This window comes from Pontibacter diazotrophicus (assembly GCF_003367245.1).
Classification (GTDB): domain Bacteria; phylum Bacteroidota; class Bacteroidia; order Cytophagales; family Hymenobacteraceae; genus Pontibacter; species Pontibacter diazotrophicus.
Genome location: NZ_QRGR01000004.1, coordinates 321,467 through 336,175, shown reverse-complemented (window position 1 = coordinate 336,175; position 14,709 = coordinate 321,467). Strand labels below are relative to the sequence as shown.

Here is a 14,709-nt window from a genome sequence, read left to right as displayed (position 1 = left end):
AAATGAGGAAAACTGATAGTAGTTGTAATTGAATGTGACAGTTTTGCTACTTATATAAAAAAAGGCCTCCAGTGTGAACTGGAGGCCTTTCGTGTCATGGGCTTAGCAGTCTTGAGAAAGTATTTTGAGGTGGGAGAGGGGTAGTAAAGTCCTCTTCATCAGACTATCTGCCACCTCTATTTTAGATCTCATATTTACAAACAAGTGGAAACTAGAGCACTGTAACCTTCTTGATGATCATACCCCGCCCGGATTTGATGTGCAGGGTGTAGAGGCCCGGTTTTGCCGATCTGATCTGCAGTTCCAGCTTTTCTGGCCGTGGGCCATCGACGGTAGTGGTATGAATCAGCCTGCCTATCCCGTCATAAATTTCAGCGGACTGCACATCGAAGTCGGCGTGCTGCAGGCTAAGTGTGAAGCGGCCGGAGTTCGGGTTTGGGTACACCTGTACGGCCTCTGCCGGCGTTAGCTCATCCACTACAAAGTCAGCGGTGCTGTAGGCTTTGCCACCATAACCGATTATCTGCACCTTGCCGGTGGTGGTGCCCCGTGGTACCCTTACCCTATACTTATCACCTAAGGCTTCCAGAACCAGCGCCTCCTGCCCATTGAACGCGATCTTGTCCTGCAGACCCATAATACCGAAGTGCTTGCCGCTGATCTCCACTACCGTTCCCACGCTCCCCCGCGCCGGCTGCATGGCCGTGAATCGCGGCGCTGGAATCACTTCGAACATGTTAGCTGCCTGTCCACCTGGTGTCTCTACCGTTATAAAGCCAGACGCAGCCTGCTCTGGCACCCTTACTACCAGTAGTTGTGGGGTAGCCTCCAGCACCTGCGCCTCTATCTGCCCAAAAAGCACTTTGTTTCGTGCCTTGTCAGCGGCAAAATTTTCCCCTGTGATGGTGATGAAAGCTCCTACGATGTCGGATTCTTTGCTCAGGCTGCTAATGGTAGGTCTGTACCACACCACAAAAGAAGGAGTACTCACCGCCTCACCGCCTTTGGTGCTGATCTCGAAGGTACCTGTCGTGGCTCCGGCAGGTACCTGTACCGTTATCGAGTAGCCACTGTGATTTATAACTTCGCAATCAAAATTCCCTAGCTGTATAGCCTCAATCAACTCCGATTGCAGGTGTTGCCCTTGCAGGGTTACTTTTTGGCCTACCATACCCTCTGCCGGGCTGAAGCCGGAGAGCACCGGCGGCTGGTACACCTCAAAAGGCTCTGTTGCCGTAGCGCCGCCGTTTGGAGTTACCACTTTCATGGCACCTGTTGTCGCGCCTGCAGGCACCAGCACGCGCAGCTCTGAGTCAGTGGCGCTGACAACAGTGGCGGCTTTCCCGTTCAGGTATACCTTGTTGTCGATGGCATTGGGGGCAAAGCGCTTACCTGTGATCGTGACCTCCGTCCCAAACTTACCGGCAGCAGGCTCAAAAGCCGCGATGGCCGGTGTGGCCAGCACGTCCTCCAGGTTCACCCGCACCGCCTCGTCCACCACCGGCGGCATATCATAGATGCGGTTGAGCGTTGTGTTAGTGCGCACAGGGGAGTTGAAGTCGAAGAAAATGTCGGCAAGGTTTTCCACGGCGGTCTTCTCCGGCAGGTCTGCCTTCGGCTTGATGCTGAACTGGATGTAGCCGTGGCTGCCCGGCTCGTTTGAGGTGCTGTCGGGCAACATAATGTTATCGAAGGTCCAGGTAAGCACCGGTCGGCCTTTGCCGCTCACCTCAAAGCGGTGGGCATGCGAGGCGGCCCCGACCTGCAGCGTGCTCAGGTCCAGGTACTGAGAGAGCGTGTCTACCACCACCACCCGGTAGGCCACGTCCGTGCCTGTGTTCTGAAAGCGGATCTTGTACTTGAGCGCGGTGCCCGTGGGGGTATAGTGTTCGGAGGTTCTTCCCATGGGCGTCACCAGCTTATCGTTCGGGTCATACGAGTCTGTGATCATCACGCACTCCTCCGACGCTTCGGCCTCCTCGTCATCTGTCGGCATAAGATTCACAAGGCCGGAGCTCACGGTTGTGCCCGCATTGGCATCGGTGCAGGCCTCTACCGTCACGCTGGCTGTTTTGTTGTCACCGTTGCCGTCCGGCTGGTCCGCCTCCAGTCGCCAGGTATATTCCATTGAAGGAACCCGAAGTACCATGCTATCGCCGGCGGCAAGTCGGAACTGCTCAATGGAGGATAGCGCTCCGTTGGCAAACTTGCGGAACAGTTCGTGCTCCTCCATGTCGGCTGTGCCGGAGTTTCTAATCACGAAACGGATCATACCTGACTGGGCGTCGCAGCGGCCGGTGATGGTGATGGCTGGTGTCGGTTGGGTAGGTTTGTTGTTAGAAGGCGTAATCCAGGCGCGGGTGCAGACGGTGCGGCCGCGGACGCTCTCATCTCCGCAGGTTACAATGTCTTTGATGGTGATCGTGCCTTTCTGCCCAGCCACTAAGTCCCCCACAGCGAACTCATAAGTACCGTTGGGCAGGCGGGTGTAGGCCTTGTCTGCAGAGAGCAACTCCACCTCCGGCGGGAGCTGCAAATACACTTTGGCATCAGGTGCAGTCGAAAACCCGGAGTTATTATATCGTACGGTTGTAGTGCTCTCGAAGCAGCGCCGGCGGCGCGTGGAGGAGACGCTGACGGAGAGGTGGGGGGAGAGGGAGACTTTTGAACCGATGTCATTGCCTGAAGAGTTACTACCAAACGTTTCGAAATGGATATCACCTGAAGCACAAGTTTGGGTTATCACTTTACCAGAAGTGTTATTCTCGGATACTAGTCCTACTGTATAGGAGCCCTGCCCAACTAGTATTCTGTAGTTACCTGCTGCATCTGTTACACCATAATAAGGACCTGGCTCTGCTTTGATAAGAATGTCTGCAAGTCCCGTTTCAGTGGTGTCTAACGTACAGCTGGCGTTTTCATCATGATATGTGTTACCTTGCATAAGGTTGTATTCTCTAGGTGATTTTGTCTCATATACTGTAACTATATCATAGCTTGGATCAGTTGTTGCGAATAGGCTGCCGCTCTTATTCATGGCCACACTTGGGGTATTGATTGGCAATGAGAACTTTATATTGCCAGTCAAGTCATAATATTCTACAACCGGGGCTCGTGTACCTATATGTGTGCCAACTGGTGTGGCTACTAAAACATTTCCGAAAGCATCTGAAGCAATGCTGGCGCGTAAGGGATAGTTGTTTTCATTGGGGTCAAAAGATCCATATTGCTGCATGAATTTACCGCTGGAAGAGAACTTCTGTATCCTCTTGCCATTCATATCCAATACAAAAATATTTCCGGCAGCATCTACTGTTACATCTAGGGGCTTATGCAATTGCCCGGGCTTTTTTCCGTTAGGCCCGATTTTGTCAACTAACTTCCCTTGAGAATCGAATTTTAGTAAAGAGTGAGTGTCGCTGTGGGTATAACAAGTTACATAAATATGGCCCTCATGATCAACCGCTAACCCTGCTGAACTATATATGTTTTGGTACCCATGATAAGCTCCCGGTATACTAGTTGATAAAAGTCCTATCAGATTTCCATTAGAGTCGAACTTCCTGATCCTCGAACTTGGACTACTGTTCGATGGTCCAGAATATTCCAAAATATAAATCAATCCCTTATCATCGATCGTAAATGTTAAAGGGTTGACGAGTCTTACGTCTGCTAGCTGAAAATCCTTATCTTCTTCACCTGCAGAGTTATATTTAACAAGTTGATTTTTTATATGATCCAGAATGTAAAGGTTATCAGCTTTATCAAATCCAACTTCATAAGGACGCCTGAGGTTACCTATCTTTTCTAAAAGCTGTTGCTCCTGATCATACTTCAAGATATAGTCTCCTCTTGAACTGACCTTCTTGAGGTACATATTATTCTGGTCATCAAACACGATAGAACTCCCCCTGCCGGCATTAACCGAAAGACTTTTTTTCAATAAACCATTAGCTGAAAAGACTACGATAGGCCAATTGATAGAATTTGTGTAGACGGATCCATTATTGTAGGCGTAGACGTCACCATTTTTATCTACATCAATTGCCAGAGAATAAGACCTGTAGAACCCACTTTCTTTCATCACAGCTTCGCTGAAACGCTGTATGATGTTGCCCTCACGGTTTAAATGGGTTATATATGCGGTTGGGTCCCATGAACTTCTCTTAATTTCAGCTAAATAAATATTATTTTGATTGTCGAATGCTATGGAAGTGTAATCTGACTTCCATACCGGATCAGGGTCTGCCAAAATTATAGTTTTGATAAGTGCGCCGTCTGCATCATATACGATCACTCTCCTGTTGTATGATTCAAAAATATTAAGGTGATCATTATGGTCGATATGTAAAGACAAAGACAGAAACTGGTCTGGGTTTGCATCTGGGACAGTGGGGAAGACTTTTACTAGTTTGCCCTGTTGGTCGTGCTTTTCGATGCGCTTCTGTTTACGATTAAGAATGTAAATGAATTGTGCCCGATCAACTGCAACGTCCAAGTACACACCTTCACTATTGTTATATCCTGCGTTGTAATCGTCTTTGTTAACATTAAAATCCAGTAGTATTTTACCCTCCTTCACTTTTACAATCCTAGACATCTGTGTCAGATAGAGATTGTTTTCTTTGTCTAACGTCATGCTGTACATACTCATAGCGGGGACACTACCTACAGCAAATTTTTTCTGGTAATCAGGATTCTGGGAAAGTGAAGAGTACAGTGGAAGGAGGGACAGCAATAAGAGTAAAATTGTTTTCATATATCTGTATCCATTTTAAATGGAAGTAGAGCGTTCTGTAATATTAAGTGACATAAATATATAGCAATTAATTTATTTGGCCATGCAAATATTTGGTACCTTATACAGTTTTATTGATCTGCTGATGTTTTTTTGAAACCTGCTTCACTAGATTTCGTGATACGTCAGCAGCTTTTTAACATACCTGAAGGCTTCTATTAAAGCCTGTCACCGTGAAGAAGAAGCTTAACTCTGGAGCTTTCAATCATGAAAATAGCTTAGGGACCTAATATCTCTGCGAAATTTAGAATAGCAAAAACTGTAGTAACTGTTTCATAGGTAGCACAAATGATGTGCACTTGGAGAAAAGAAAGCTTAGGTCAAGCAAAGGGGATAAATTATCGAACCAAAAAAGCCGCTCCAGTTTTATCTGAAGCGGCTTTTGTAGACCGAAGGAGTGAATTATCGAACTTTATCCACATGGATTTAACTACTCTAGCTAATTATTTGATGGTAGGAGAGGAGGAGCCGTAAGGCTATTTTCTTGAAAGAGGCTTTCACCTACTCTACAATAGTACGAATTTTTGGAAGGACCTCGCCGTTTACCTATTTATGCTGGAGTTTACAAGAGGTAGTATGCCTGTGTACTTCGTGAAGATGAAAGCTTTATAGCAAGCAGCCTCAGTATTTTAATCTTTTTGGCCTTTCCTTTTCACGCTTATCAAATACCCATGCGCCCTTCCTTTGGTCAAAGCCTCAGCAGCTGCGGTGTTATATACAATCAGTGAATTATCGCCGATACCACCGCCGTTTATAATAGTGCGGTTAGGAAAGTAGGAGTGAAGGAACATAACGGAACCACCAAGATTATATTTAGAGGCACTAGACTTTGTTCCTGCCGCCTTTGCACTGACCCGCTCGATAAGTAGATGCGCTTTTGCCGAACTGTGACCAGTCGTCACGAAGGGAACTGGAGACGAATCCATTTCATTGTTAACAATGGCAAAACCGTTCCCCACGATAGTGTAGAATTTAAGTGCTGCTTTGTGAATGTTAGTCAATTTATTGCCATAGAAATTAAAGCTTCCCTTTTTATTGGAGACTGCGCAGTCTACATCATCAAACAGACAGTGCACCAAAGGATTTGTGAGCACATTAAAGTTTTCAGATGAATAGGCAGCACCCTCCCCTTTAGGTGTCTTTATGTTCCTGAAAACACAGTCGATGATCATGAATCCGTCTCCCATTTTATGAGCACCAACTGCCATTCCGATGCTGCCGTTTTCAAACTTGCAACGATAGAACATGTTCGCCTGCAAAGCTGCTCCTGTCTTTTTTCGGCTCTTATCTGCTGATTGGTCATTAACCCAGTCAAAATCGGCTGTCTTTGTTTCTGCACCAGCCTTGTTTACAAAACCCATGTCCACAAAAGCGGAATAGCCAGCACCATCCGAAGTAATAACCCCCTTGCCAGTGGTGCTGATCAGTACTGACTTGTCTGCGCCATCACCCCAAAAACCGCCGCCGGCCAAGTGGTCAAGAAACAGCGGTTTGCTCAACTCATATTTTCCGGATGGGAAATAGACTGGCTCAGAAGCCCTCCCGTCTATCACTGCAGCATCCAAGGCCCTTTGGATTGCCTCCCGGTCATCAATACCGTCGTTTGGTACTGCGCCGAAATCCCTCACGTTCAGCATCAACTCTGCCAGATTGGAAATGCGGGGGGACGTAGCCACCTCATAAAGAGGGAAAACCGGCAGCTGTACGGCGGAAGAATCAGCGGTAGTCAAGAAAGTAACCTTTGGCGGCACAGCTTTGCCAGCTTTCTGCATGGCCTGCTTCGTAATGGGCTCGTTAAACGGTTTTTTGTAATCTGTTGTATTGGGTAGCATCCACAGGTCGCCGATGGACTGGACGGTTGTTGTTGGGCTGATGGCGAATGGACCTGGAGCCTCGTCATAGCTAAAGCCATACTTGTTTCCATAACTCAGGACCTTCGCCGGTCCTTTGCTACCTGTCATTACACCAACAGAACTTTTGTCATCCTTACCAGGGTAATTGACGTTCTCCAACAGTATCAGCGTTCCATTGGCATTATAATCCGCATAGTGAAGCATGCTTCCCAGTGTATTGGCGCGCAGCACGACATTCACGGCAGCCCTGGTCTGAGGCACGTGTAGCAATTTTTCCAGATGGTTTTTACCGTTGCTACCTTCAGTACGAAGCCCTTCAATCAAATGGTAGCCCAGAGGCGAGGGAGACTGCACTACAATGTCTGCACCGCCATTGCTTACCTGCATGCCAAAGGCCCTCGCATCGAGGTGTCCCTGCACTTGCTGTATATGGATGCGGTTGTACTGAAGGTTACCGCCGAATATATTTGTGATCGCCCTGGGATGCTCAATGCTTACACCAATGTCGCTCCATTTAGGGTTGCACCCTTGAATGATATACTTCCCAGGGGCTTTCAGACGCATGGCAATGCCATCTTTGTTTGCAGAGACTAAAGCGTTGAGAAACGTTATTTTTCCTCTGGTATTGCCGATAACATCAATAACAGCGTCACCTTTTGATGTGTTGTTATTGATGACACTGAAGTTTCCTAACGTGATGTTGCGGCTGCCGTTGATGACAATGCTCCCCTTTAAAGTAGTTGTCAGACGACCTGCTCCCCATATTAGACCCCGGCGCCATTTCTTGACATGCAGTGTTCCGATGTTGTAGGTGCCAGGCATGAAATATACGTTATGGTGGCGGTCCAGTAGCTCTTGTATCTCGGCAGGTGTAGCGTTCAGAGGAACCTGTGTCAGGCGCACCGATTTACCCTGCTCTTCCCGCGGGCCAGTTGGAAGGGATTGAGCGGATGCTGTAACCGCTGTAAAGGCTAGCCAAAACGTGAAAAGGAAGCAGATTAATCTCATATCAGGAAGGTTCTAGTCTGCCTTTCCCACTACAAAACTGCTGCCAGAATATTCAACGGCTTGTTTAAATTTCCCAATCTATTATTTAGGAAGCATATGCTGAATGGTAGGCAAGGCAATTAAAAGTTTAGGAGCAAATTGTGGATATATTAGCTCCTACTGGTACACGAAACTAACGGAACTATAGAAAATTCAAACGAAGAGGATAAATTATCGAACCAAAAAAGCCGCTCCAGTTTTATCTGAAGCGGCTTTTGTAGCCCGTAGGGGACTAAAACTATAGTGGTTTTACTATACTTAAAGATACACAAAGTGGCGTAGAAAGTGCCTTTAAGGCTGTTTTGAGGTAGTTTGTTGCGTAGCCATAAGTAATAAAAATAGGCTATGTAAAATATTAGTGTCCGAAATGTGTCCGCGGTTACGGACAATCCCGTATATTTGGCAGACCCTTAAAACACCACCCTTTCATGACGCTAAATTACTATCTGGACAAGCCGAACCTGGACGGCGAAACCTCTATCTACCTTTTCGCCCGGCTGGGCAAGCAGACCATCAAGGTCAAGATAGGCATGCAGATTCACCCCTCTTATTGGAACGCAAAGCCCAACCGGCAGGGCAACCACATCATCGGCAGCTACAAGGGAGCCGGGGAGCTGAACTTCAGCCTCGGTGACCTTAAGAACAGAGTGCGCAAGGCCTACAACAAAAGGCTTGAGGAGAACCCCTCTTTCCGCTTCGCTGACTTTAAGGAAGACATTATCGCGCAGGTGCACCCGACGGAACCGGAAAAAGAGAAGAGCTTTGTGGAGTGCTATGATGAGTACATCCATATCCACGGCGCACATCGCAGCCGGACCACCTTGCTCAAGTACCGCGGCATCTACAACCACCTGGTCGCATTCGGACAAAAGAAGAAGTATGTGCTCTCGTTCCAAGGCATGGACATGCGCTTCTTCGATGACTTGCGCAACTACCTGGTGCAGGACCTAAAGCACAAGGATAATACCGTATGGAAAACCTTTGCCACACTAAAAGCCTTTCTGGGCTGGGCACTGGAGAGAGGATATCATCAGAACCTGTCATACAAAAAATTCAAGGCCCCGCAGAAAGACGTGGATATCATCTACTTGACAAAAGCAGAGCTGGACAAGCTCAACAGCTTTGACCTGTCGAAGCACCCGCGGCTGGATAGGGTAAGGGATGTGTTCTGCTTTGCCTGCGCCACCGGCCAGCGTTACTCTGATGTGGCCGCCCTGCGCCACTCTGACATCAAGGGAAACAGATGGGTGCTGCGCCAGGTGAAGACAGACACGGCCAACAGCGTTCCTTTGTCACCAAGGGCCATGGCCATACTGGAGAAGTACAAGGAAGAGCTGTATCCGCTGCCAGTGCTGTCTAACCAGAAGACAAACGACTACCTGAAAGAGCTTGGTGAGTTGGTGGGCCTGGATGAGCCGACCAGCATGACCACCAGAAGAGGAGGAGAGCGTTTGGTGGATACAAAGCCAAAGTATGATTTCCTCACGATGCACACGGCCAGAAGAACGTTTATCACACTGTCACTTGAGGGCGGCATGCGGGCCGAGGTGGTGATGAAAGTCTCTGGCCATACCAACTACCAGACCTTTAAGAAGTATATCAAAATCACAGACAACATCAAGGAGCTGGAAATGGAGCGCGTATGGGGTAAAGTAGAGCAGGAGGAAGCAGTACTTCTGGCACAGTAGCGAGTGAAACGCAGAGATCAAATAGTGTTACCTTTGAGCGTTTTAATCGAGACATACGATTAAGGTTCATTCCAGTGCTTTTTAAAAACTGCACCCCATCAGCGAACTTGGTTGGGCCAAGGCCTTGCAGCAGTGTTACCTGTAGGCGTGAGTTGTACACTTTTTTTGATAATCTAAGAAATTGTACTAGTTCATTATGAGTCTCTAAGTTATTAAGACTTGATAGATGTTTTCTAATTAAGGCACCAAAACCCTCTAAATAGACAACCGGATAAAGTTCACAGTGTAGAATGAAGATGATTTCAACTTCGTTTGCCTGACCCCATTCCTCCACGAGAGAATGGATTAGCTCAGGCTGGTCTTCAATCTGTATCCGCTTGGGCTTTGCCCTGTTTTTGAGCAAGTAGTCAAGCTGCTCCAATACGAACTGTGTACCGGAGGCCCCCATTACAGCAACACGCAATGCCTCTCGGCTACGCTCATCAGTCACATGGAATGAACAACAAGGCATATCATGGATTTCAGCCCAATTGAAGTCTAAGGTCCAGGTATGATTCAGCGTTTCTGGTAGCTGTAGCAGCCGACTTTCGCGCAAGGGGTACTTTGGCAGAGCTCTCTCTCTAATAGGTAGGCCTATGTCCTTGTAGACCCTGTACACTTTCTTGTGGTTCCAGAGGTTGCCCTCCTGACGAAGCCGATTGTATATTTTCCAGAACCCCTCCTGTGGGTGCGCTTCTTCTTTTTGCTGCAATGCGGTAATTACCTGGCTATCATCCCTCAGAGAGTTATAATGGTATACAGATCTGCTTAAGTGGAGTATTCGGCACGCCCTGCTGATGCTTACTCCGTGTTTTCGGCACAGCTCCTGTGCGATACGCTTTTTCTGGCAGGGCTTCAGGGCTTTTTTTCGAGCGCCTCCTTTGCCAGTTTCAGGTCCAATGCCAGATTTTCGTTTTCCGCCTGTAGCTTTCGGTTCTCCTCTTCCAGTTCCTTTAACCGATCCTTTGCTGTAGTATTCACATTACTGTAATGCTTCAGCCATTTATAAATGCCAGATACGCTTACGCCGTTCTCCTCACTGATCTTTTTTACACTTTTCCCGTTCTCGTACTCCTTTACAATACTTAAAATCTTCTCAGTTTTGAGCCTTTCCATGTTTTTGAAGTTTGCTCTAAAGATAAGTGTTTTTTCTATATATAAGCTGCCCTATTTTAGGGAAGCAAAACCTTAGAAACGGTAATGTACAATTTTCGACATTGCATCTTTGCAACAGTTCAACAAACACATAAAACCATTTAACAGAATGAAACCAGAATTTAAACCACCCCATGATTTGCTGATGTACCAGTCAGCAGACGAGTTTATCGAGCGCGTTGCCCAGCGCGTCGTGCAGCTCCAGAAAGAGAGCGGGCCTACGCCATCAGACTCCTACCTCAAAAAAGAGGACGAGGAACTTATGAGGACCCCGGAGGTGTGCAAGCTTTTTAACATCACCCGCAAAACACTGGATGTATGGAGAAACGAGGGCAGGATACCTTTTCATCGTGTGAACAGTCGGGTGTATTTTTTCCGCTCCGAAGTACTGGCCGCCATGGAAGAGCCCAAGCGCCTGCCAGGCAGCAGGGGCACCGGCAAGCAAAGCCTAGGTAAAACGCCTTATATATCGAAGGCCGCATGAGAGTGAGTCACAGCACCCGACAACCCAGCGCCAAGTACCTCACCGCACAGAGCCTTTTCCTGGAGGTAAATGCCAACCAGGATAAACGCCTGCAGGAGTTCAAGGCTAAGCCGCAGCATGACAAAACCCGTGGCCTTCTGCTCACCCAGGAGCTGGAGGCGAACCTGAGCTTTTACTGCGAATCGCAGCGGGAGGTAGACCGTCTGATAGATGAGGTGCAGCTGCTGAGAACGCAGCTGCTGCATCAGCAGATGGAAATAAACCTGGAAAGAAGCATCATACAGGACTTCGCCAAGTCACAGCACCTGGAAGTCGAGCTGATTGACATCACCATTGCACAGCTTCAGCCAAGGCTCCAGAACACAATTCCCAACGCAGCATAACATAGGACGGCAGCGCTTTTAGAAGCTCCCGGCAGGCACTTTTAAGCCTGTCGCAGGCCGCACTGTGCCCAAAAAAATCAATCACCCTTAACCCAATCCTATTTTAATGAACCCAAAACCCAATTTACTGGCAGCCCCTCCGAAGCACGAGGGGCTGCTGGAAAAGCTGCTTGATTCTTTCGAGCAGGTAGACTTTCTGGCAGAAGCCGGACTCAAAGAAAGAAAACAACTGAAGCGAAACCACCTCTATGTCCTTGTTGTCGAACATGTACTAAAAAGAGCCGAGCAGCAGCAGTGCGGCTTGTGTCGCCACAACGGCTCTGTTTACCTCTACAACGGAAGCTATTGGCAGCCGATAGAGGAGAACGCCTTGAAGGATTTTCTTGGCAAGGCCGCAGAGAAAATGGGCATAGACCGTTTTGATGCTCGTTTCTATCAGTTCATAGAGCAGCTCTACCGCCAGTTCCTTGCCTCCGCCAGGCTTTCCATGTCGCCGCGACGAAAAGGGTTTGTTCTTATCAATCTTCAGAATGGAACCTTCGAAATCGGCCCTGATAGGCCTCATCTTCGGGAGTTCAGGAGAGAGGACTTCATGACTTACCAGCTTCCCTTCAGCTACGATGAAAGTGCAGAAGCGCCGCTGTTTGAAAAGTACCTGGAGCAGGTGCTGCCTGACAAAGAGAAGCAGGCGGTTATCGCCGAGTACCTGGGTTATGTGTTCGTGGACCAGACCGTGCTGAAACTGGAGAAGGCGCTGATGCTCTACGGCACCGGGGCAAACGGAAAGTCTGTTTTCTTCGACATCATTTATGCGCTGCTGGGCCACAGCAACGTGTGCAGTTATTCGCTGCAAAGCCTGACCAATGAGAACGGCTATTCAAGGTATATGCTGGGTGACAAGCTGCTCAACTACGCCAGTGAGCTTTCCACGCGGCTGGACCCGAACATATTCAAGCAGCTGACATCGGGTGAGCCGATAGAGGTGCGCCTGCCTTACAAGGAGCCCACCATCCTGCACAGCTATGCCAAGATGCTCTTTAACTGCAACGAGCTGCCAAGGGATATAGAGCACACTGACGCGTTTTTCCGAAGACTGCTGATTGTGGAGTTTGACCGCACCATCGCAGAGAAAGACCAGGACAAGCAATTGGCTAACAAGATAATCGCAAGTGAACTCTCTGGCGTTTTTAACTGGGTTCTCCAGGGGCTCAGCAGGCTAATGGCACAGAAAAGGTTCAGCGACTGTGCTGCCTCTAAGTCGCAGGTGGCCCTTTATAAGAAGGAGTCTGACAGCGTGCAGATGTTCATGGAGGAAAATGCCTATGCTAAAAGCCTGGAGAAGTGCCTGACGCTGAAAGACCTTTACCCCAGCTACAAGGGCTTTTGCCAGGAGGATGGATACAGGCCCCTGAACTGCACCAACTTCCGCAAAAGGCTTGATGGCGCAGGCGTGCAGGTAGTAAGGCGCAATTGCGGTTGGGTCGTTTACCTGGCGCTGCAGGCTCCGGCTAATTAAAAAAATGTTTGTTGGCGGCTACACCGCCTGCACTGCTACACTCCCGAACCCACAGGCAAGAGTGTAGGAGTTACGCTGGTGTAGCCCCAAAACAACATTCTTAATTTTTATAGGACCACTATTATCAAAAACTAGAACCAAATTGAAAACCACTTTTAAGACCCATGAAAAATTTAAATACACTTTCAGTAAAGGAAAAGGTGCAGCAGCTGCGCCAGAAAAAAATGCCTATCCGGAAAATTGCTCAGGAGCTGGGAGTCACGAAGTACGCCGTTGAAACGGCCCTGAAAGAGCTGGAGTCAGAGCGCCTTCAGACACTTTTTCAGACAAAAGAAGAAGAGCTCCGGACATCCAGCAACACAGCATGTCAGACAGAGCATGCAGGTGATGAGTTGCACTCGGACAATGAACAGACATTACAAATTGTGGGTCAGACAACGCAAAATTACCGTCAGACATGGGTTCAGACACTCTTTCTGGAGCAACAAACACACCCTGATACGGTGAAAAATGCCGCAAAAGAAGAAGTTTTCATGCAGGAAACACAGCAAAAAACAGAAGAAATAGGTGTAAAAACAGCGAAAACACCTGTTTTTCCTCCTATTTATGGTTTTTTGCCTACATATAGAAGCTTTTTGCATGAGTTGCAACGCGGCATTCACCAGAAAAGGGCGGTTTGGACGCATGTTATGCGTAATAAATACCTTCTTCAGGTCGAAAAATTAAAACAGCAGGCGCAGACCCACTGCAGCGAACATGGTTTTGAGTATGAAAACCTGCTGTTGTCTGGAGTTCTGGAGTCATGTGAGCGCTATCTGCGGAACGTGCTCCGGACAGCGCCGGTAATTCAAACTGAAATAGGCCTGAGCTATGTAAGGCTTCCGCTGAATGTAGAACTGGTGAACCTGTGCAGGAGAGCCCAGGATGCTGACTTCTACTTTGTAGAACCAGAGCACAGCAGCGCTGCCTGATAGTCTCGTACCGCTTGTGCCTTATCGTAATCCTAAAAGCGGTACGATAAGGTGCGACCTAAAAAATGCCCTTGTGGCAGCCAATAAAAAAATTTAAAGAAAGCTCGCTGGTACAACATATGACCGGCCAGCACTAATATTAACTTCTTAAATAACGAAACATCATGGAACACATAATTGCATTCAACCGCGAGGTTGCGGACTTAGTAAAGCGCTTTCCAGAGCACCAGGCCATCAAGGTCATTGAAAAGTACAAGGTGAAGTGCAAACCATCAAGCTACTATATGGCGCTGGACTACCTTGGCTTCCAGATAGGAATGGAGTACCAGGCTATACCAATACATGACAATGAAAGAGACGAAGTGGAAGGCTATATCCCAGCTATCAAATTCAGAAAAGGCAACCCACTGCACGAAGTGGGGGAGGATGGGGTTTGGGTAAAGCCGCTACGGCACGACCCTATGCCGTCATATAGCAAGTGCCACACCTTTTTGGCAAAAGAGTATGTGTACACGTTGATGCAGGTCACAGACCTGGAGAAATACGCTTTTGGTGACGGTATATTGGTATAGTGACTATGAAACAAGGCTGTTGCCCAACAACCTGTAATAAGGGCAATGAATAACAGGCTGGGGCCTATCCAGTGATGGCCTTACCTCTATTGAAGCTAAACCACAATGATTACAGCCGTTGAAGTACAGGAAGTCCCTAAAGTTTTCTTGCTTCAACGGCTGTTCTTGCTTAATTAAAGGGTTTGCATTGACCTATGAGGACA

The 14,709-nt window shown here is 47.9% G+C and carries 9 protein-coding genes; 6 read left to right on the top strand and 3 right to left on the bottom strand.

Annotated features, from left to right (window positions below):
- Nucleotides 1-211: 211 nt before the first annotated feature.
- On the bottom strand, nucleotides 212-4,639 hold the full coding sequence (locus DXT99_RS04960; protein ID WP_181885031.1) for a DUF7619 domain-containing protein: 4,428 nt from the start codon (nucleotides 4,637-4,639) through the stop codon (nucleotides 212-214).
- Between the two features lie 788 nt (nucleotides 4,640-5,427).
- Nucleotides 5,428-7,659: a glycosyl hydrolase family 28-related protein gene (locus tag DXT99_RS04950; RefSeq protein ID WP_115564404.1), complete on the bottom strand. Its 2,232-nt coding sequence runs from the start codon at nucleotides 7,657-7,659 to the stop codon at nucleotides 5,428-5,430.
- Between the two features lie 467 nt (nucleotides 7,660-8,126).
- On the opposite strand from DXT99_RS04950, the gene DXT99_RS04945 reads away from it, so the two are divergent.
- Entirely contained in the window at nucleotides 8,127-9,386 is a 1,260-nt protein-coding gene (locus DXT99_RS04945) for a site-specific integrase (protein ID WP_115564403.1), read from the top strand.
- Between the two features lie 894 nt (nucleotides 9,387-10,280).
- Here DXT99_RS04945 and DXT99_RS04935 read toward each other — a convergent pair.
- Nucleotides 10,281-10,541, bottom strand: coding sequence for a transposase (locus tag DXT99_RS04935; protein ID WP_115564401.1), 261 nt, complete (start codon nucleotides 10,539-10,541; stop codon nucleotides 10,281-10,283).
- 148 nt (nucleotides 10,542-10,689) lie between these two features.
- Here DXT99_RS04935 and DXT99_RS04930 point away from each other — a divergent pair, with 148 nt between their 5' ends.
- From DXT99_RS04930 to DXT99_RS04910, 5 genes are all read left to right on the top strand, one after another.
- Complete coding sequence (locus tag DXT99_RS04930) at nucleotides 10,690-11,064, top strand: helix-turn-helix domain-containing protein (protein WP_115564400.1); 375 nt, start codon at nucleotides 10,690-10,692, stop codon at nucleotides 11,062-11,064.
- A complete protein-coding gene (locus tag DXT99_RS04925; protein ID WP_115564399.1) occupies nucleotides 11,061-11,447 on the top strand; it encodes a hypothetical protein in 387 nt (128 codons plus the stop codon). Before DXT99_RS04930 ends, DXT99_RS04925 begins: the two co-directional genes overlap by 4 nt.
- A 106-nt stretch (nucleotides 11,448-11,553) precedes the next feature.
- Nucleotides 11,554-12,963, top strand: a complete 1,410-nt coding sequence (locus DXT99_RS04920) for a DNA primase family protein (protein WP_115564398.1) — start codon at nucleotides 11,554-11,556, stop codon at nucleotides 12,961-12,963.
- A gap of 164 nt (nucleotides 12,964-13,127) precedes the next feature.
- Nucleotides 13,128-13,934, top strand: coding sequence for a hypothetical protein (locus DXT99_RS04915; RefSeq protein ID WP_115564397.1), 807 nt, complete (start codon nucleotides 13,128-13,130; stop codon nucleotides 13,932-13,934).
- Nucleotides 13,935-14,098: 164 nt separating this feature from the next.
- On the top strand, nucleotides 14,099-14,506 hold the full coding sequence (locus tag DXT99_RS04910) for a hypothetical protein (protein WP_115564396.1): 408 nt from the start codon (nucleotides 14,099-14,101) through the stop codon (nucleotides 14,504-14,506).
- Nucleotides 14,507-14,709: the final 203 nt, after the last annotated feature.